The organism is Streptomyces sp. CA-251387, assembly GCF_050936625.1.
Lineage (GTDB): Bacteria > Actinomycetota > Actinomycetes > Streptomycetales > Streptomycetaceae > Streptomyces.
The window spans coordinates 2466848-2485481 of sequence record NZ_JBNJMJ010000001.1 but is presented as its reverse complement, the minus strand read 5'-3'; the positions used below and the strand labels follow the sequence as shown (position 1 = coordinate 2485481).

The following is an 18634-nucleotide window of genomic DNA, read 5'->3' as shown; positions in this document are numbered from 1 at the left end:
GCGTCAGTGGTGGTACTGGTGCACCACCGCGTGCCCCTTGCCGCGGCCGATCATCCACTTGTTCACGGGCGTCGTGAGGACGAAGGCGACGGCGAGCGCGATCGCCAGCACCCACCAGAACAGCGGGTCGGCGAGTTCGGCGTCCATCGCGCCCGGCCACAGCACGATCACGCCGTTGTCGACCAGCTCCATCACGGCGATCGACAGCGTGTCCGCCGCCAGTGCCACCTTGAGTGCGCCGCGCAGATCGAGGCCCGCCTTCAGGACGCCGCGCAGAGTGAGCGCGTACCCGAAGAAGAAGGCGAGGACGATCGCCAGGACCAGGGTCGGTACGGTGCTCCAGCCGAGCGCGGTGCCGATCACCATGCCCAGCACTTCGCCGATGGCGCAGCCGGTGAGGCAGTGCAGGGTGGCCCGGACGGCCATCGCCCAGGTGCTGGTGGCGGCGGCCTCGTGGTGGTGAGCGTGTGTCGCGTGTGCTTCGTGCTGCATGACTGCCCCCAAGGTCAGGTTACGGTTCCCGCATCGAGCAGGAACCGTATACCCCCCAGGGGTATTCCCTAACGGCTTACGCGTCCCGAAGTTTTTTCAGCCGCTCCACGTCCGCCGCGTGGCCCTCCTTCCCGCCGGGTGTCTCGATGATCAGCGGTACGCCCGCCGTGGCCGGGTGGGTCATCAGCGACCGGAACGGGTCCTCGCCGATGTGACCTGCGCCGATGTTCTCGTGCCGGTCCTTGTGCGCGCCGACGACGTCCTTGGAGTCATTGGCGTGGATCAGCTTCAGCCGGCCCTCGCCGACGGTGTCCACCAGCAGGTCGAGCGTCTGGTGCATGCCGGACGGGCCGGTCAGGTCATGGCCGGCGGCGAAGATGTGGCAGGTGTCCAGGCACACGCCCAGCTTCGGATGCGAGTCCAGCGCCTCGAAGTACGGCCCGAAGTCCCAGGTCCGCGAGCAGAGCGAGGCGCCCTGCCCGGCGGTGGACTCCAGAAGCAGGTAGGGATCGTCGTCATGGGTCAGCTCGTCGAGCAGCGGCAGCATGTGCTCCCGTACCTGCTTCAGGGCCACCGAGCGCTCCCGGCCGCCGGTCGCACTGCCCGTGTGCACGACGACGCCCAGCGCGCCGATCTCCCGGCCCCGCCGCAGCGAGTGCCGCAGCGACTCCACCGACCTCTCGACGGTCGCCTCGGTGTGCGAGCCGAAGTTGATCAGGTACGGCGCATGGACGTACGCCGGGATCGACTCGGCCTCGCACACCGCGCGGAACTCCTCGTCCTGCCGCGGATTCCCGGCGGGCGTGGCCCAGCCGCGCGGGTTGGCGACGAAGACCTGGACCGTCTCGGCCTTGAGGTCGTAGGCGTAGGTGAGGCCGACGGAGCGGAGACCGCCGGCCACGGGGACGTGGCCGCCGATGGGGTTGCGGGACGGGCCGGGGGCGGGTTCGGGGGCGGCGGACTGCTGACTCTTCACCCGTTCAGAGTGTCATGGCCGCCGTGGACCCCGGTCACCGGATGGTGACCACCGTCATCGGATGGTGATCGTGATCGTCGACCCCTTGGGTGCCCTCTCCCCGCCCTTGACGGACTGCTTCTTGACCGTGTCGCCGAACAGTCCCAGCAGGCCGCGGTCCTCGTCGACCTCGAAGCCGGCGGCCTCCAGCTCGGCCCTGGCGTCGTCGACACTGTCGCCGGTCACGTCCGGGACCTCGATCATCTCCGGGCCCTTGGACAGCGTCAGCGTCACCGTGTCGCCCTCGGCGGCCTGGCCGTTCGCCGGTGACTGCCGGGCGACCTGGCCCGCGTCGAACTCGGAGTTGACCCGCGCGGGGGCGATCTTCACCTTCAGGCCGGCCTCCTCCAGGTCGGCCCTCGCGTCCGCCAGGGTCTCGCCGGTGACGTCCGGGACGTCGATGGGGCTGCCCTTGCTGACGGTGAGCTCGACCGCGGAGCCGGAGCGGACCTTGGTGCCGTCCCCGGGTTCGGAGGAGATCACGAAGCCCGGGGAGAACTCGTCGTTGAACTCCCGGGTCACCCTGCCCGGCTGGAGACCGCTGTCCTTCAGCACGGTCCGCGCCTTGTCCAGCTTGTAGCCCTGCAGGTCGGGGACCTTGACGGTCTCCGGCCCCGCCGAGATGACCAGGTTGACCGAGTCGTTGTTCCGGATGCGGGCGCCCATCCCCGGGTCCGTGCTGATGACGGTGCCGCGCCTGACGGTGTCGCTGTAGGCGCGCTCCACCTTGCCGAGCTCCAGCCCGGCCTCCTCCAGCCGGTCCTCGGCCTGCGCCTGGGTCTTGGACAGGAGCGACGGGACCTTGGTGAACTGGCCGGAGTTGATGTACCAGACGCCGACACCGAGGCCGAGGGCCAGCAGGACGGCGGCGACGATGACGAGCGGGCCGCGCGGCGCACGCGAGGTCCCCGACCGGCGCCGGGGCGGCAGGGGCGGCGGGGCCTCCAGCCGGCTGGTCCGGTTGAAGACGGGCTCGGGCTCGTCCTCGTTCACGGGCAGCGGCCGCTGGATGGTCAGCGCGCGCGGGATCACGCTCGTACGGTCGTCGGCGTTGCTGTGCTCCGCCGAGAGTGCCTGCGGCGGCACCGCGTCCAGCTGGTCCGCGCTCAGCGCGGCGCGTGCCTCCCGGGCCTGCGCGAGCAGCGCCACGGCGTCGTAGGGCCGAAGATCCGGAGTGCGCGCGGTGGCCGACGCCACCAGCTCGTCGAGTTCGTACGCCAGCCCCGGCACGAGCGCCGAGGGCGGCGGGACGTCCTCGTGGAGGTGCTTGTAGAGCACCACGGCGGGGGAATCCCCGTCGTGCGGTTTGTCGCCGGTCAGCATCTCGTAGAGGACGACACCGCACGCGTACACGTCGACGCGGGCGTCGGCGGCGCCGGGCTGCTCGATCTGCTCGGGCGCGAGATAGGAGACGGTGCCGAGCACGGCACCGGTGGTGCTGGTCACGGTGTCCACGGACCGCACGAGCCCGAAGTCGGCGACCTTGACCCGGCCGTCATCCCCTATGAGCACGTTCTCCGGCTTCATGTCCCGGTGCACGAACCCGGCGCGGTGCGCGGCACCGAGCGCGGCGAGCACCGGCTCCAGGATGTCGAGGGCGGCCCGGGGCTGCAGCGCCCCGCGCTCGCGCAGGACGTCGCGCAGCGTGCAGCCCGCGACGTACTCCATGGCGAGATAGACGTACGACCCGTCGGTACCCTGGTCGAAGACCTGCACGACGTTGGGGTGCGCGAGCCGGGCGACGGACTTGGCCTCCCGGATGAACCGGTCGACGAACGCCCCGTCCACCGCCAGCGCCGGATGCATCACCTTGAGCGCGAGGACGCGGTCGAGGCGGGTGTCCAGGGCCCGGTAGACCGTGGCCATCCCGCCGACCGCGATCCGCGCGTCCACGCGATACCGGCCGTCGAGCACCTGCCCGACCAGAGGGTCCTGAAGGGTCGTATCCACGCAGGTGAGTGTACGAGCCGACACTGACACACCTGCCGGTTCGGTCAGGATCGGGCCGGTACTGCAGCCGACCTGTGACGCAAACCACGCAGCCGCGGCCGCACCGGGTGCCTAGAAAGCAGGCCGTTCCGGATCCAACCGCGCCAACCCCTCCGCAGGAGACGACGCCTCGGCAAAGTGCCGCCTGGGAATCCGCCCCGCCCGGTACGCCAACCGCCCCGCCTCCACGGCATGCCGCATCGCGTCGGCCATCAACACCGGCTCCTGCGCCCGCGTCACCGCCGAGGCAAGCATCACACCCGCACACCCCAGCTCCATGGCGAGCGCCGCATCGGACGCCGTACCGGCCCCCGCGTCCAGAATCACCGGCACGCGCGCGTGCTCCACGATCAGCTGGAAGTTGTGCGGATTACGGATGCCGAGCCCCGACCCGATCGGCGACCCCAGCGGCATGATCGCCGCACACCCGACGTCCTCCAGCTTCCGCGCCAGCACAGGGTCGTCATTGGTGTACGGCAGCACCGTGAACCCGTCGTCCACCAGCGTCTCCGCCGCATCCAGCAGCTCGATCGGATCCGGCAGCAGTGTCCGCTCGTCGGCGATGACCTCCAGCTTGACCAGATCCGTACCGAGCGCCTCGCGCGCGAGGCGGGCCGTCAGCACGGCCTCACCCGCCGTGAAGCACCCGGCCGTGTTGGGCAGCACCCGGATGCCGAGCTTCTCCAGCACGGACAGGACGGACCCGTGCACCGACGGGTTCACCCGCCGCATCGCGACCGTCGTCAGCTCCGTCCCGGACGCCACCAGCGCCCGCTCCAGCACCTCCAGGCTGGGCGCCCCGCCCGTGCCCATGATCAGACGGGACGTGAAGGACGTACCGCCGATGACAAAGGGATCGTCGGCCATGGTTCAGCCTCCTTGGACGGCGGTGAGGACCTCGACGCGATCCCCTTCGGAGAGGGACGTCGACGCCCACTGCGCGCGCGGGACGACGGTTTCGTTGAGGGCGGCGGCCACTCCGGAGGGCGCCGCGGTGAGGGACTTCACGACCGTGTCGAGAGCCGTGCCCGGCTCGATCTGCCGACGCTCGCCGTTGACCGAGATGGTGACCGGGGTGTTCATGCGGGCTGCTCCGTGAGTGCGGCGGCGCTGAACCTCTTCGGGGTGAACGGCCGGGCTTCCTCCGGGAGTTCACCGGTGGTCAGGACGTGCGCCATGGCGTCGCCGGTGACCGGCGTCAGCAGCACGCCGTTGCGGTAGTGCCCGGTGGCGAGCAGCAGCCCGTCCAGCTCGGTCGGGCCGAGCAGCGGCGCGTTGTCCGGGGAGCCCGGGCGCAGTCCCGCGCGCGTCTCGGTGAGCGGCAGTTCCGTGATGCCGGGCACCAACTCGTGGGCGTCGCGCAGCAGCTCGTACACCCCGCCCGCGGTCACCGTCGTGTCCCAGCCCAGCTCCTCGCTCGTCGCCCCCACGACCAGCTCCCCGCTCTCGCGCGGCACCAGATACACCTGGCTGCCGCGCACCACGGCCCGCACGGTCCGGTTCAGGAACGGCGCGTACCGCTTCGGCACGGTCAGCCGCAGCACCTGGCCCTTCACGGGGCGCACGGGCGGCAGGACGTCGTCCGGGAGTCCGGGCAGCCGCCCGCTGAGGCTGCCGGCCGCGAGGACGACCTGGCCCGCGCCCAGCTCGGTGCCGTCCGTCGTGGTGACACCGGCGGCCCGCTCCCGTACGACGGTGAAGCGCTCGGCCCACGCCCGGTGGAAGACCACCCCGGCCCGCTCGCACGCGGCCACCAGCGCGCCGGCCAGCCGCCGCGGATCGATCTGGTGGTCACCGTCCACCCGAAGCCCGCCGCGCACCCCCGGCGCGAGCATCGGCTCCAGGCGTCGGCAGTCACGCCCCGACAGCCACTCGGAGTCCAGCCCCGACTGGCGTTGCAGGGCGTGCAGTTCGCGCAGATGGGCGCGGTCGTCGGCGTCCAGCGCGACGGCGAGCGTGCCGCACTGGCGGTAGCCGAGGTCATGGCCGGTGACGTCGGTGAGCTCGGCCGCGAAGTCCGGGTAACGGCGGGCCGAGGCGAGGTTCAGGCCCAGCAGGGTCTGCTCGCCGTAGTGCAGTTCCGTGACGGCGGCCAGCATCCCGGCGGCCACCTGGGCGGCGCCGCCGCCCGGCTCCGGGTCCACGACGGCCGTCGTGAACCCGCGCTGCGCGGCCCGCCACGCCGTGACCAGGCCGATGATTCCGCCCCCGATGACAAGGACGTCTGACGTTCGCGTACGCGACATGGGCGTCCAGCCCCTCCCTTCGCCGGCATGACCCGGATCAGGTTCGTACGGTCGGAGGCCGCCAGCCTCCCTCTCAGCCCGGTGCGTCCGGGCTCCCGCGAGTGCTTTACGTTGGCCACCCTAGCCCGCTGCCGTATGTCTCAGTAAGGGAGCCTCCGCCCGTGGCCCGCTCGCTCGACGGTCTCGTCCTCGCCCCTGTCGCCGATCAAGCGGCAGGTCAGGTGGGTACGCGCACCCGGTTCACGTACCACGAGAAGGACGGCGAGATCTGGGCCGAGTACGCGGGCGGCGACGTCGTACGCGGGCATCTGGTGGGTACCAGAGAGGGTGACCGGCTGGACTTCCGGTATGTGCAGCTCAAGCGGGACGGGACGACGTCGTCGGGCCACTGCGTGTCGACCGTGATCGAGCTGCCCGACGGGCGGGTACGGCTGGAGGAGACCTGGGAGTGGGAGTCACAGGCAGGCGAGGGAACCAGCGTTGTGGAGCAGGTCACTGAGCATGCCCCCTGACTGACAATTTGTCAGTTGTCTATGGTGATCAGGTGAGCGAGCAGACGCAGCAACGGGGCACGTCACAGGCGCGGCGCGTGGTCGTCGCCGGCGCGGGCATGGCCGGGGTGCAGACGGCGGTCGCCCTGCGCGAACAGGGCTTCCCCGGCACCGTCACACTGATCGGCGCCGAGCCCCACCAGCCGTACGACCGGCCGCCCCTGTCCAAGGCCGTGCTGCTCGGCAAGGCCGAGGGCTCCGCCTTCGACGTCGACTTCGAGGCGCTCGGCATCGACCTTCAACTGGGGCGCGAGGTGCTGGGCGTGCGCCCCGCCGACCACGAACTGGACACCGAGGCCGGGCCCGTCCCGTACGACGTCCTCGTGATCGCCACCGGCGCCGAACCGATCCGGCTGCCGGGCGCGGAGGGCGTGCCCGGCGTGCATCTGCTGCGCACCCTGGACGACGCCGAGCGGCTGCGGCCGGTGCTCGCCCGGCAGCACGACATCGTGGTCGTCGGCGCGGGCTGGATCGGCGCGGAGTTCGCCACGGCCGCGCGCGAGGCGGGCTGCGCGGTGACGGTCGTGGAGGCCGCCGACCGGCCGCTCGCGGGTGCGCTGCCCGCGGAGGTGGCGGCGCCGATGGCCAGCTGGTACGAGGACAGCGGGGCGGTGCTGCGCACGCACGCGCGCGTGGAGCGCGTCGAGCCCGGCGCGGTGATCCTCGACGACGGCTCACGGCTGCCCGCGGGCGCCGTCGTGGTCGGCATCGGCGCGCGGCCCGCCACGGGCTGGCTGGCCGGTTCGGGGATCGAGCTGGGCGTGCACGGGGAGGTCGTCGCCGACGACCACCTGCGCACCTCCGTGCCGGACGTCTACGCGGTCGGCGACTGCGCTTCCTTCCCTTCGGGAAGGTATGGCGAGCGCCTGCTGGTCCACCACTGGGACAACGCCCTCCAGGGCCCGCGCACGGTCGCCGCCAACATCATCGGCGAGGCCACCGGTGAGCCTCCCGCGGTCTACGACCCCGTGCCGTACTTCTGGTCCGAGCAGTTCGGCCGCTTCGTCCAGTACGCCGGCCACCACGCCGCCGCCGACACGACCCTGTGGCGCGGCGACCCGTCGGGCCCCGCCTGGACGGTGTGCTGGCTGAAGGACGACCGGCTGGTCGCCCTGCTGGCGGTGGGCCGGCCGAGGGATCTGGCACAGGGACGGCGGCTGATCGAGGCGGGCACGCCGATGAACCCGGTGCTGCTGGCGGACCCGGCACGGCCGATGAAGGCGGCGGTGGCGTAGGGCGTCGGAGCGACGGCTCGCGCCCGGGTGGACCGGCCTGACTTCCGACTGTCAGTGGCAGATGGCAGGCTTGTTGCCGTGACCGAGATTGACGCAAAGATCGATGCTCTCGTCCCCGCCTGGCTCACCCTCCCCGACATCGCCGAAAAGCTCGGCGTCGAGGTGACCCGCGTCCGGCAGCTGGTCAAGGAGGGCCAGCTCATCGCCGTACGCCGTGGTGAGAACCGCGCGCTGCACGTCCCTGCCGCCTTCATCGACGGGGACAAGGTCGTCAAGGGCCTGTCCGGCACCCTGACGCTCCTGCGGGACGACGGCTTCACCGACGAAGAGATGCTGGAGTGGCTCTTCACCCCCGACGAGAGCTTGCCCGGCACCCCCGCGCAGGCGCTCAGCGAGAATCGCGGCACGGAGGTGAAGCGCCGCGCCCAGGCGCTCGCCGTCTGATCTGAACAGCCGGACCTGAACACCGTTCGGCGTACGGGCCGGGGTCCTGCGGGCCGCGGTCGTGGCTGACTGCGGCCGTGGGGCGGGCCTCGCCCGTACGCCTATCGATACGGCGGTGTCGTCGCCCGGTGTCGGGCCCTCGGCCGTCCGTCCGGCAGCAGTTGCCCTGGGCGGTCTGACGCAGGCGGCACGGCAGGTGCGCCGACGCCCAGCACCGGGTGCCCAGCACCGGCCCCCGCTCCCGCACCCGGCTCCGGCTACCGTGCCTCCGTCCGGCACCATCCCGACGCACCCGACGCACCCGACGCACCCGACGCACCCGACGCACCCGACGCACCCGACGCACCCGACGATCCCAGGGGCCACTTCCATGTCCGACACCGCCACCGCAGCCACCGCCCGCGCCCAGCTGGCCGACGCCCGGCTCTACCTCTGCACCGACGCCCGCAAGCAGCAGGGCGACCTCGCGGAGTTCCTGGACGCCGCCCTGGCCGGCGGTGTGGACATCGTGCAGCTGCGCGACAAGGGCATGGAGGCGGCCGAGGAGCTGGAGCACCTGAAGGTCTTCGCCGAGGCCTGTGCCCGGCACGGCAAGCTCCTCGCGGTCAACGACCGCGCCGACGTGGCGCACGCCGCCGACGCCGACGTCCTGCACCTGGGCCAGGGCGACCTCCCGGTCCCCGCCGCCCGTGCGATTCTCGGCGACGACGTCCTCATCGGCCGCTCCACGCACTCCGAGCCGGAGGCCACCGCGGCCGCCGTCCAGGAGGGCGTGGACTACTTCTGCACCGGCCCCTGCTGGCCCACCCCCACCAAGCCAGGTCGCCACGCCCCCGGCCTCGACCTGGTCCGCCACACCGCCGCCCTCGGCACCGACCGCCCCTGGTTCGCCATCGGCGGCATCGACCTGGCCAACCTCGACCAGGTGCTGGAAGCGGGCGCCCGCCGTGTCGTGGTCGTACGGGCGATCACGGAGGCGGACGACCCGGGCGCCGCGGCGGCGGAGTTCGCGAAGCGGCTGCGGCAGGCGGGGTAGGGCGGCCCTTCGGTCACGGGACCGGCCGCGTCTCAGTTTCCGCCCCACGCGTCTCAGTCAGTGGTCGTCCCGGCCGCGATCCACGCTCTCGGCGCCCTGCCCGGCCTGCCGCAGGGCCATTTATGGCCCTCGTTGTCCAAGGTGTGGACAACAACCCGACAATTCGGGCAAATGTCCGGCGCCCGGTTGGGGGACCGGGGACCCCTGGTTAACCTGCGAGTATGGCCCTCGGCACCGCATCCATCAGGTCGGACCACGCTCGTACCGTGCGCGAGATGCTCGCGACCGGCAAGACGACGTACTCCTTCGAGTTCTACGCGCCCAAGACCCCGAAGGGCGAGCGGAACCTGTGGAACGCGCTGCGCCGGGTCGAGGCCGTAGGTCCCGACTTCGTCTCCGTGACCTACGGCGCGGGCGGTTCCACCCGCGCCGGCACCGTCAAGGCGACCGAGGCGATCGCCTCGGACACCACGCTCACGCCGATCGCCCACCTCACCGCGGTCGACCACTCGGTGGCCGACCTGCGCAACATCATCGGGCAGTACGCCGACGCCGGGATCCGCAACATGCTGGCGCTGCGCGGCGACCCGCCCGGCGACCCGCTGGGCGAATGGGTGCCGCACCCCCAGGGCCTGACCTACGCCGCCGAACTCGTCGAACTGATCAAGGCGTCCGGCGATTTCTGCGTGGGCGTCGCGGCCTTCCCCGCGATGCACCCGCGCTCCGAAGAGTGGGAGGCCGACGTCCGGCACTTCGTCGACAAGTGCCGTGCCGGGGCGGACTACGCGATCACGCAGATGTTCTTCGAACCGGAGGACTACCTGCGGCTGCGCGACCGGGTCGCCGCCTCCGGCTGCGACACCCCGATCATCCCGGAGATCATGCCGATCGTCAGCGTGCGGAACCTGGAGCGGATCCCGTCCCTCACCAACGCTTCCTTCCCCTCCGCCCTGAAAGAGCGGATCCTCACAGCAAAGGACGATCCGGCGGCTGTACGCTCGATCGGGATCGAGTTCGCCACCGAGTTCTGTGCGCGGCTGCTGGCCGAGGGAGTGCCCGGACTGCACTTCATCACGCTCAACAACTCCACGGCGACCTTGGAAATCTACGAGAACCTGGGCCTGCACCACCCACCGCAGGCCTAGACCGGCCGTCCTGATATACGTCACACTGCGTAGGCGGCCACTGGGAGAGGGGCGTACATGGGCTGGACGGTCCTCTACATCGCGTTCGGCATCGTCGCGCTGTGGCTGTTGGGCGAGGTGCTGCTGCAGTACAAGGCACGGCTGCGCTGGCGGCTGCTCGCCTTCGTCGGTTTCCTCGGCGTCGTGGTCGGGGTGCTGATCCCGTCCGTCGTCGTCATCGGTCTGGGCGCCGCCGCGTTCGCGGTCGGCCAGACCTACGTCACGCTGTCGTTCCGCCGCGGCTTCTCGGCCGGCTGGGCGGTCTCCGCGCCGGCCCTGGGCCCCCTGGCCGCCGCCAAGCGCCGCCGCGGCGAGCCGGAACGCCAGGAGCCGACCCTGGAGGTCTCCGACCTCGAGGCGGCCGAGAGCGGTTTCGGGAGCGGCGACGGCCCGTACGGTCAGGACGACGGCAAGTACGGCCAGGACAGCGTCGGTTACGGCCCCGACGACTACGACCGCGACGACGTCTTCACCCCCTCGCGCCCGGCCCAGCCCACGGCCGCCGAGACGACCGCCGTCTACGAGCCGCAGCCCCTGCCGGAGGACACCGGCTCGTACGGCATATACAGCGACCCCGCCTACGCCGCCGCCGACCAGAACTACGCGGCCGCAGGCCAGCCCCAGGACCAGTACGCGACGGCCGACCAGAGCTATGCCTACGGCTACTCCGGCTACGACCAGCAGCAGTACGGCTACGACGCGACCGGCCAGCAGCAGTACGCCGCGTACTCCGACCCGTACGTCGGCACCCAGACCTACGACGGCACCTCGTACGACGCCTACGGCCAGCAGCAGTACGGCCAGCAGGGCTACGGCCAGGACCAGTACGCCACCGGCACCTACGGCCAGACCCCGCCCGGCGGTGTCTGGGTCCCGCAGCAGCGTACCGACGAGGCGTACGGCGGCGAACTCCCGCCGGAGCAGCAGTACCCGTACCAGGGCAACGGCCAGGAGCAGGGGCAGGGCAACGGGTACGACGAGCAGTACCGCTTCTGACGGCCCACGAGACGCGCCCTACGCGGCGGTCACCACGCCAGGCGCCCTCAGCGGCGGTCTCACTGCGAGCCCCGGAACTCCGGCCCCTCCACGATCAACCCGGCCACCAGCGCGCCCGACATACCGGCATGGGGGAGACCCCCGCCGGGGTGGGACCAGCCGCCGACCGTGAACAGCCCGGATATCGCCGTGGTGTTGGACGGGTGCAGCAGGCGTCCGCCGACCGCGGCCAGCGCCGGCGCGGGAACCGCGCCGCCCTCCGCGCCGGTCGCCTCCCCGATGTCGGCCGGGGTGCGCACCTCGTGCCAGAGAAGGCGGTCACGCAGGCCCGGCACGGCACGCTCGGCCACAGTGATCAGATGTGCGGCGTGCTGATCGAAGGTCTCCGACTCCGCCCGGTCCCCGTCGGGCTGAGCCGGCACCGTCGAGGTGAGGGTGATCGCCTCATGGCCTGAGTCCGGAACCAGCGCCGGGTCGTCGGGCCGCAGAACTGTGACCGTGGGGCGGGTGGGCAGGCCCCCAGCGGCGCCGAACAGGGCATCCAGCTCGGTCTCCCGGCTCTCCGCGTGCACCACCGTCCGATGTGCGGTGCCCTCCGGTCGGCCGCCGCGCAGCGCCAGCAGCACCGTCAGACGGCTCGCCGCCCCCCGCTGGGGCGCGACCCCGGCCTCGCCTCGCACCGCCGTCCCCCGGACGAGGCGGTCCAGCACCCCGGGAGCGACCCCAGAGACCACGAAATCGGCGTCCACCACCGCCCCGTCGGCCAGCTCCACCCCCGCCGCCCGGCCGTCCTTCTCCAGGATCCCGGCGACCTCGACGCCGAAGTGGAACTCGACCTTCCTGGCGAGGCACCGCTCGTACACCGCCCGCGCCAACTCCCGTATGCCGCCCCGCACATACCAGGTCCCGAAGGCGTGCTCCATGTACGGCAGCACCGCCGCGCTCGCCGGGGCCTCGCGCGGATCCAGGCCGTAAGCGAGGGCGTGGCTCTCCAGCAGGGCGATGAGCCGGGGGTCGCGCAGCTCCCAGGCGCCGACCTCGGCGAGCGTGCCGGCCCGGCGGGTGCGCAGGAGTCGCTTGTGGGGGACCGCCGGATAGGGTTCGCGCTCGGCCAGCACCTGCCAGTTCGGCCACAGGGGCTCCTCCAGCAGCGGTCTGCGGGTGCGGTCCCAGGCCTCGCGGGCGCGGACCAGGAAGTCGCCCCAGCGGTCGCCGGTCCCGGCGCCCAGCGCCTCGTCCAGGGCGGCCACCACACCCGCGCGCGAGGCGTTCGGCAGAAACACCTCGGTGCCGTCCGCGAAGACGTGCCGCGCGGACGGGTCGACCTGGACCAGCTCGACGCACGCCTCCAGCGGCTCCTTGCCGGTCTTGAGGAACAGGTCGCGGTACACGGCGGGCAGGGGCAGCAGCCCCGGTCCCGTGTCGAAGCCGAAGCCGTCGCGCTCGAAGCGGCGCACCGCTCCGCCGTACGTCTCCGTACGCTCGTACACCGCCACCCGGTGGCCCGCGACGGCCAGCCGGGCAGCGGCCGCCATGGCGCCCATCCCGGCGCCGATCACCGCAATCCTTGCCATGCGTGGGACTTTATCGGCCGCCACTGACAAGGGCTCGCTGACCTCGGGCAATGGCTCGTTGATCGCGGGCGGAGGCTCAGCTCTTCGACGTCTGGTCGAGGTTCAGCTCTTGACGTCCGGCGGAGGCTCAGCCGGGCCGCTGTCCCACCGCTTGCGCGATCCGCTTCTCCTCCCGGCGCTCGGCCCTGCGGCGCAGGAAGCGACGGATCCGCGAGGCCAGGAAGAGGACCATCAGCAGTCCGGCGAGCAGCAGCGCGCCGGCGACGACCGCCGCGGCGACGGGGTAGAAGATCGCGAGCGTGATGAGGGCACCGACGCCGAGATCCTCGGCGATGCTCACCACGATGTTGCTGAACGGCTCGGGCGAGGTGTTGACCGCCATCCGCGTCCCGGCCTTCACCAGGTGGCTCACCAACGCCGTGGAACCGCCGACCGCGCCCGCCGCCAGCTCGGGCACCGACCCGCTCTGCCCGGCGAGCAGCGCCGCGACGACCGCGCCCGCGACCGGCCGGATCACGGTGTGCACCGCGTCCCAGGCCGAGTCAACGTAGGGGATCTTGTCGGCGACCGCCTCGCAGAGGAACAGCACACCGGCGGCTATCAGGACATCGGGCCGTTGCAGCGCCTCGGGCACCTCGTCGCTCAGCCCCGTCGCGCCGAATATGCCGAGCAGCAGCACCACGGCGTAGGCGTTGATGCCGCTGGCCCAGCCGCTCGTGAAGACCAAAGGGAGTACAGACACGGGGGCGATCGTAACCAGTCGGCAACGGACGGTCTTGGGGATGAGTGCGCAGGTCTGAGTACGCGTACCTAGTCGGTGAGATGAGTACACGCGCGGATGGGGGCCGACCTGCGTGAACGAGAGAGTAGAGGCACGGAGAAGGGGATCGGCTCCGGCACCGGCGACACGGGGCGCCGGAACGGAGCGGCCCCGGATCCGCTCCTTCCGCCGACTTGGCGTCGGCGGGAGCGAGACGGGGGACCCGGGGGAACGACCGAACGGGGGTCCAACGGGGGAGACGGGGGACACGGGGAAAACGGGGGAGCACGAGAAGGCGCCGGTTCGGCGGTGGCCCGCGGGGGACGCGGCCACTTCGGACCGGCGCTTTCGCATGCGTACGGCGGCCTGCGCGTGCCGGCCGCTTCAGTGGCGCCCGCTCACCCGGCCCTGCAGCAGCCGGGACAGCGCCGCGTGCACGTCGTCCAAGGAGCGCTCCGGCTGGAAGGACTTCCAGTCCAGCGCGGCCACCAGGACCATGCCGACCAGTGCGGAGGCGGTCAGCTGGACGTCGATCTCCTCGCTGAACTCGCCGTTTTTCACGCCTTCGCGCAGCACACCCTCGACGACCGCCACGGCCTGCTGCCGGACCACCATCAGCGTGGACTGCCAGGCCCGGTTCGTCCGCCACAGCTCGGCGACGTACAGCTGGGTGAAGGACGGATAGCGGTCGATGAAGACCAACCCCGCGCGGACCATCGCGTCCAGGGCGTCCACCTTGCTGCCGCCCTCGCGTTCGGTCTTCTCGGCCGCCTCCCGCAGGGAGGCGGTGAGGAGCTCGACTCCGTGCCGCAGCAGTTCCTCGAAGAGGACCGACTTGCTCGCGAAGTTGTAGTAGACCGTGCCCTTCGCCACCCCCGCCCGCTCGGCGATCTCGTCCACCGTCGTGGCGGAGAAGCCCTGTTCGGCGATGAGCGTGACGGCCGCCTCGTAGAGCTTCTGCCGGGTGGCCTCACGGCGTGTGCTGCCGCCCGACGCGGCGCTGCTGCTTTCCATGGCAGCGATTGTCCCGCGCGCGTTCACAGGCTCAGCTCCGGGTGCAGCCGGTCGAGCGTCCACACCTGCCGGCGGCGGGCCGACAGCGCGGTCAGCGCGAGGGCGCCCGCGGTGAAGGCGACGAGCACCACGCACGCGTGCCACACCGGTTCCAGACCGCCGCCCGTGATGAGCCTCCTGAGCGCCTCCACGACGTAGCTCATCGGCAGGAAGGGGTGGAGCGCGTTGAAGAAGCCCGGGCTGGTCTGGACGGGGTAGGTGCCGCCCGCGGACGTCAACTGCAGCATCAGGAGAGCCAGGACGAGGATCCGGCCGGCCGCCCCGAAGCGCGCGTTCAGCCACTGCACGAGCGCCGCGAAGCACGCCGTCACCAGGAACAGGAAGCCCACCGTCCCGGCCGCCCGCGCCATCTGCAGCCCGATCGCCCAGTGCAGCACCGACATCAGGGCCACCGTCTGCAGCACCCCGATCGCCACCACGGGCAGCCAGCCGGCCAGCGCGATCCGCCATGCCGAGGCACCCGCGGCGAGCGCACGGCGGTTCATCGGCGCGATCAGCATGTACGCCACCATGGCGCCCACCCACAGGGACAGCGGGATGAAGTACGGGGCGAAACCGGTGCCGTAGTTGGCCGCCTTGTGCATGTCCCGGGAGACGAGCTGGACCGGGTCGGCCATCACCTCGGTGCGCTGGTCGCGGGCCTTCTTGTCGTAGTCGGGGATCTGCTTCGCGCCGTCGTGCAGCCCGTCCGAGAGCTTCCCGGAGCCGTCGACGAGCTTGTAGATGCCGCCGCTGAGGTCGTAGGCACCCGTCTTCAGCCTGCCGACACCCGTGTCCAGGTCGGCCGCGCCCGTCGTGGCCCCGCCGATCCCCGAGTGCAGCTTCTTGGCACCCGCGGCGACCTTGGCGGCCCCGTCGTTCAGCTTGTTGATCTTGGCGACGGCGTCGTCGAGGTCCTCCGAGAGGTGGGGCGCGCGGTCGGCGAGCGCCTGGGACTGCTTCTGGAGGGTGGCGAGGTTCTTCTTGAGCGCCTTCAGATCGCCGTCGTGGTCGGTGATCAGCGCGTTGAGGTCGTCGGCGATCGTCGCCACGTCCGCGGCCGACTGCTTGGCCTTCTTCAGGTCGGAGCAGGCAGGGTCGGGCAGTACGGCGTCCTCGCAGCGCGCCTTGTAGACGGTGTTCAGCACGTCGGAAGCCGCATGCGCGCGCCTGGCGGCGTCCGGCGCCCGCTTCACGAGGTCGTCGAGGTTGTTGCTGATCGCCGCCGAGGTGTCGGCGACCAGCTGGGCGGTGTCCCCGATGGTCTTCTCGTTGTCCGCCAGGAACGGGCCGATCTTCTGGTCGATGCCGTTGACCCTGTCGGCCAGCGTCTGCGTGCCCTGCGCGACCTGCCTGGAGCCGTTGTCCAGATCGCCCGCGCCCTTATTGAGCTTCTTCAGGCCCGTCGACAGCTTGCCGCTGCCGTCCTTGGCGTCCTTCAGCCCGTCCGCGAGGTCCTTGGAGCCCTTCTCCGCCTTCCCGATGCCGCCTTCGAGCTGGTCGGCACCGTTCGCGGCCTTCACCGTCGCGCCGTGGATGTCGGAGAACGACACGAAGATCTTGTCCAGGAACGACCGCGACGCCTTCGTGGAGGCGGCTTCGCGCACCTCGCTGAAGACCGTCCGCGAGATCTGCCCGACGATGTAGTTGTTCGCGTCGTTCGTACGCACCTGGAGGGCGCCCGTCTCGGGCGAGTCGCCCGCGCTGGAGCCGATCCGCTCACTGAAGTCGGACGGCATGGTCAGCGACAGGTAGTAGGTGCCGTCCTCGACGCCCTTGCGGGCCTCCGCGTCACTCACCTCGTGCCAGTCGAAGACCTCGCTCTCGCGCAGCCCTTCGGTGATGTCGTCGCCGACGGTGAGCTTCTTCCCCTCGACGGTCGCCCCCTTGTCGTCGTTCACGAGCGCCACGGGGATGCGGTCGAGACGGCCGTACGGGTCCCAGAACGACCACAGGTACAGGGCGCCGTACAGCAGGGGCAGCACCAGCAGCGCGACCAAGGCGGCACGCGGCAGCTTCCCCCGCCCGAAGCGCCTCAGTTCAAGCGCGGCGAGCCTCGGCGAGCGCATCAGCGGCCTCCTTTCCGTCGGTTTCCCTGGACTCTTCGGCTTCCTGGGGCTCTTTGGCTTCCTGGGACTCTTCGGTTTGCTGGGGCTCATCGGTTTCCTGGGAGACGGACGCCCTGGCGGTCTCCCGGGTGCTGGACGGCTGGTCGGTCGCCTGCGTGGACACCTCGACCGTGCCGTCGGGAGCCTCACGGCACACCGCCATGACCGTGGTCCCGGCCTCGGTGATCGACTTCAACAGCGCCCAGACCTCGGTCCGCTCGGCGTCGGAGAGCTTGAGATCGGTGTCGTCGACGCCGAGCAGGCGCGGGCGGCCGATCAGGGCCAGCGCGATGGACAGCCGCAGCGCCTCCATCCGCTCCAGATCGCGTACGGCGGTACGGGGGCCCTTGGGCAGGGCGTCCAGGTCGACGCCCGCTGCCGTCAGCGCGGCGTCGATGCGCCGCTTCTGCTCGGTCCTGCGCTCGGCACGCGGTCGCAGGAGCCCCCGCAACGAGTCGCCGAACCGCCGCTGCAGCAGCGCCCGTTCATGGAGGTGCTCGGCGACGGTCAGGGCCGGGTCCAGGTCGGTCACACCGGGAACGTGGGCCAGGGCGCTGACGCGCCGCACCGCCGCCATGCGCTTGGGCAGCACCGCATCGCCCACGGTGGCCGCTCCCTCGGAGAGCTTCATGCGCCCCGTGAGCGCCAGCAACAGGCACGTGCGGCCGGTGCCGGACGGACCTTCGATCGTGATCAGTGAGCCGGGCTCCGCGTCGAAGGAGACCCCGCGGAACGCCCATCCGCGGGGCCCTTCGAGGCCGAGACCCTGGGCCGTGACACCGACTCCGGTCACGGTTCCCCCCATCCCTGCCCCCTCAATTTGAACTGACTGGTCAGTGCAAAACTACTCCGAACTCCCGATCGAAGCAAAAGTGCAGGTCAGAACGGATTGTCAGTGCCATACCTCACGATGGGCACATACGGCACCTCGTATCAGGGCGTGCCGTCACACAGACGACAGGAGGTTCGTCATGGCCAGCTACCACGCAGCCGCCGCCCGCCGGCGCCGCGCCACCGGCCCTGCCCCCTCACTGACCGGCCCGGCGAGCGACGTGCACCCCGTGCTCCGCCGGGCCACGGCCCCGCCCGCCGCCCTCGACCTGCTCGCCCAGGCCCGTGCCGGACTCGACGAGGCCGCCGTTCTGGAGACCCCGAACGAGCGCTATGCCACGGCCCACCTCGCCGCCCTGCGCACCGCCGCCGCCGTGCTCGCCGCGCGAGGGCGCCCGGAGCCGTCGCCCAGGCGCCGAGCCCGCATCAGGAGTGCCTGGGAAGTGCTCCCCGAAATCGCGCCCGAACTCACCGAGTGGAGCGCGTTGTTCGCCTCCGGCGCCCGGCGCCGCGCCCGGGCCGAGGCGGGCATCCAGGGCGCGGCCAGCCGCCGGGACGCCGACGACCTGATACGTGACGTGGCGATGTTCCTCCGCCTCGTCGAGCGGATGCTGGTGCTCCAGCCGGTCCTGCCGCAACCGCGACCGGACGCGGACGCGGAGGAGCCCGACCGCGCACGACACGGGCGCGAGGACATGCCGGACGCGGGCTGACGGCAGGTGCGTCGCGGGTCGGGCTTCTGAGCGGTGCCGGGGCGGCTTTGTGTGTCGGGTTCGGGACGTGCTCGTGCCGTATCGGCGCTCCCGGGCGTGTGCTCCGTGCCGTATCGGCGCTGTGGGTAGGGGCCGGCGCTGTGGGGAGGGCCCGTCTGCCCGTGAAAGTTGCCGCGGCCCGCCCGCCCCCTGCTGCCGGACCTTGCCCTCCCTGTCGGACCTTGCCCTCCACGGCTGCCCTCGCCCTGCCATCCGCCCTGCTGACACCCTCTGCCGTCCGCCGGGCGAGACGGTGGGGGTCGTGCGGCACCGCGATGGCCGGGTGGGGCGGCGTAGGCAATAGGGTGGAGGGCGCCTGAAGCCTTCCCAATCCCGTGATCCGGGCGCCGGGGAGGCAGCCCGTTCGC

General features: G+C 71.6%; 18 protein-coding genes and 1 riboswitch. Of the genes, 7 read left to right on the top strand and 11 right to left on the bottom strand.

Features of this window, described 5'->3' with window-relative positions; all coding sequences use genetic code 11:
- Positions 1-3 precede the first annotated feature (3 nt).
- The 6 genes from ACQEV2_RS11075 to thiO form a co-directional block, all read right to left on the bottom strand.
- The gene (locus ACQEV2_RS11075) at positions 4-492 is read right to left on the bottom strand and encodes a DUF4396 domain-containing protein (RefSeq protein WP_433039140.1); all 489 of its coding nucleotides are present in this window, start codon (positions 490-492) and stop codon (positions 4-6) included.
- Between the two features lie 76 nt (positions 493-568).
- Positions 569-1468, bottom strand: coding sequence for a deoxyribonuclease IV (locus tag ACQEV2_RS11070; RefSeq protein WP_433039138.1), 900 nt, complete (start codon positions 1466-1468; stop codon positions 569-571).
- A gap of 54 nt (positions 1469-1522) precedes the next feature.
- Positions 1523-3457 (bottom strand): Stk1 family PASTA domain-containing Ser/Thr kinase, encoded by a 1935-nt coding sequence (gene pknB / locus ACQEV2_RS11065; protein WP_433039136.1) that lies wholly within the window; start codon positions 3455-3457, stop codon positions 1523-1525.
- Between the two features lie 111 nt (positions 3458-3568).
- A complete protein-coding gene (locus ACQEV2_RS11060; protein ID WP_398821641.1) occupies positions 3569-4363 on the bottom strand; it encodes a thiazole synthase in 795 nt (264 codons plus the stop codon).
- 3 nt (positions 4364-4366) lie between these two features.
- Positions 4367-4579, bottom strand: a complete 213-nt coding sequence (thiS, locus tag ACQEV2_RS11055; RefSeq protein WP_433039134.1) for a sulfur carrier protein ThiS — start codon at positions 4577-4579, stop codon at positions 4367-4369.
- Positions 4576-5742: a glycine oxidase ThiO gene (gene thiO, locus ACQEV2_RS11050; protein ID WP_433039132.1), complete on the bottom strand. Its 1167-nt coding sequence runs from the start codon at positions 5740-5742 to the stop codon at positions 4576-4578. Before thiO ends, thiS begins: the two co-directional genes overlap by 4 nt.
- A riboswitch (TPP riboswitch) is annotated at positions 5740-5851 on the bottom strand. (Overlaps the previous gene by 3 nt.)
- 52 nt (positions 5852-5903) lie before the next feature.
- On the opposite strand from thiO, the gene ACQEV2_RS11045 reads away from it, so the two are divergent.
- From ACQEV2_RS11045 to ACQEV2_RS11020, 6 genes are all read left to right on the top strand, one after another.
- On the top strand, positions 5904-6254 hold the full coding sequence (locus ACQEV2_RS11045) for a hypothetical protein (RefSeq protein WP_433039130.1): 351 nt from the start codon (positions 5904-5906) through the stop codon (positions 6252-6254).
- A 32-nt stretch (positions 6255-6286) separates the two neighbouring features.
- Positions 6287-7528, top strand: coding sequence for an NAD(P)/FAD-dependent oxidoreductase (locus tag ACQEV2_RS11040; RefSeq protein WP_433039128.1), 1242 nt, complete (start codon positions 6287-6289; stop codon positions 7526-7528).
- Positions 7529-7606: 78 nt separating this feature from the next.
- Positions 7607-7972, top strand: a complete 366-nt coding sequence (locus ACQEV2_RS11035; RefSeq protein WP_433039126.1) for an Rv2175c family DNA-binding protein — start codon at positions 7607-7609, stop codon at positions 7970-7972.
- 370 nt (positions 7973-8342) lie between these two features.
- Positions 8343-9008, top strand: a complete 666-nt coding sequence (gene thiE, locus ACQEV2_RS11030) for a thiamine phosphate synthase (protein WP_433039124.1) — start codon at positions 8343-8345, stop codon at positions 9006-9008.
- Positions 9009-9229: 221 nt separating this feature from the next.
- Positions 9230-10153, top strand: a complete 924-nt coding sequence (metF, locus tag ACQEV2_RS11025; protein WP_433039122.1) for a methylenetetrahydrofolate reductase [NAD(P)H] — start codon at positions 9230-9232, stop codon at positions 10151-10153.
- 57 nt (positions 10154-10210) lie between these two features.
- Positions 10211-11188, top strand: a complete 978-nt coding sequence (locus ACQEV2_RS11020; protein ID WP_433039120.1) for a hypothetical protein — start codon at positions 10211-10213, stop codon at positions 11186-11188.
- Between the two features lie 59 nt (positions 11189-11247).
- On the opposite strand, the gene ACQEV2_RS11015 is transcribed toward ACQEV2_RS11020, so the two are convergent.
- From ACQEV2_RS11015 to ACQEV2_RS10995, 5 genes are all read right to left on the bottom strand, one after another.
- Positions 11248-12762 (bottom strand): phytoene desaturase family protein, encoded by a 1515-nt coding sequence (locus tag ACQEV2_RS11015; RefSeq protein WP_433039118.1) that lies wholly within the window; start codon positions 12760-12762, stop codon positions 11248-11250.
- Between the two features lie 127 nt (positions 12763-12889).
- Entirely contained in the window at positions 12890-13504 is a 615-nt protein-coding gene (locus ACQEV2_RS11010) for a DUF4126 domain-containing protein (protein WP_433039116.1), read from the bottom strand.
- Between the two features lie 402 nt (positions 13505-13906).
- Positions 13907-14536 carry a TetR/AcrR family transcriptional regulator gene (locus ACQEV2_RS11005; RefSeq protein WP_433039114.1) on the bottom strand — a complete coding sequence of 210 codons (630 nt, stop codon included), beginning with the start codon at positions 14534-14536 and terminating at the stop codon, positions 13907-13909.
- 23 nt (positions 14537-14559) lie between these two features.
- Positions 14560-16644, bottom strand: coding sequence for a YhgE/Pip family protein (locus ACQEV2_RS11000; protein WP_433039112.1), 2085 nt, complete (start codon positions 16642-16644; stop codon positions 14560-14562).
- Positions 16616-17488: an ATP-binding cassette domain-containing protein gene (locus tag ACQEV2_RS10995; protein ID WP_433039110.1), complete on the bottom strand. Its 873-nt coding sequence runs from the start codon at positions 17486-17488 to the stop codon at positions 16616-16618. The genes ACQEV2_RS11000 and ACQEV2_RS10995 overlap by 29 nt, the downstream gene beginning before the upstream one ends.
- A gap of 166 nt (positions 17489-17654) precedes the next feature.
- Here ACQEV2_RS10995 and ACQEV2_RS10990 point away from each other — a divergent pair, with 166 nt between their 5' ends.
- On the top strand, positions 17655-18227 hold the full coding sequence (locus ACQEV2_RS10990; RefSeq protein ID WP_433039108.1) for an SAV_6107 family HEPN domain-containing protein: 573 nt from the start codon (positions 17655-17657) through the stop codon (positions 18225-18227).
- Positions 18228-18634: the final 407 nt, after the last annotated feature.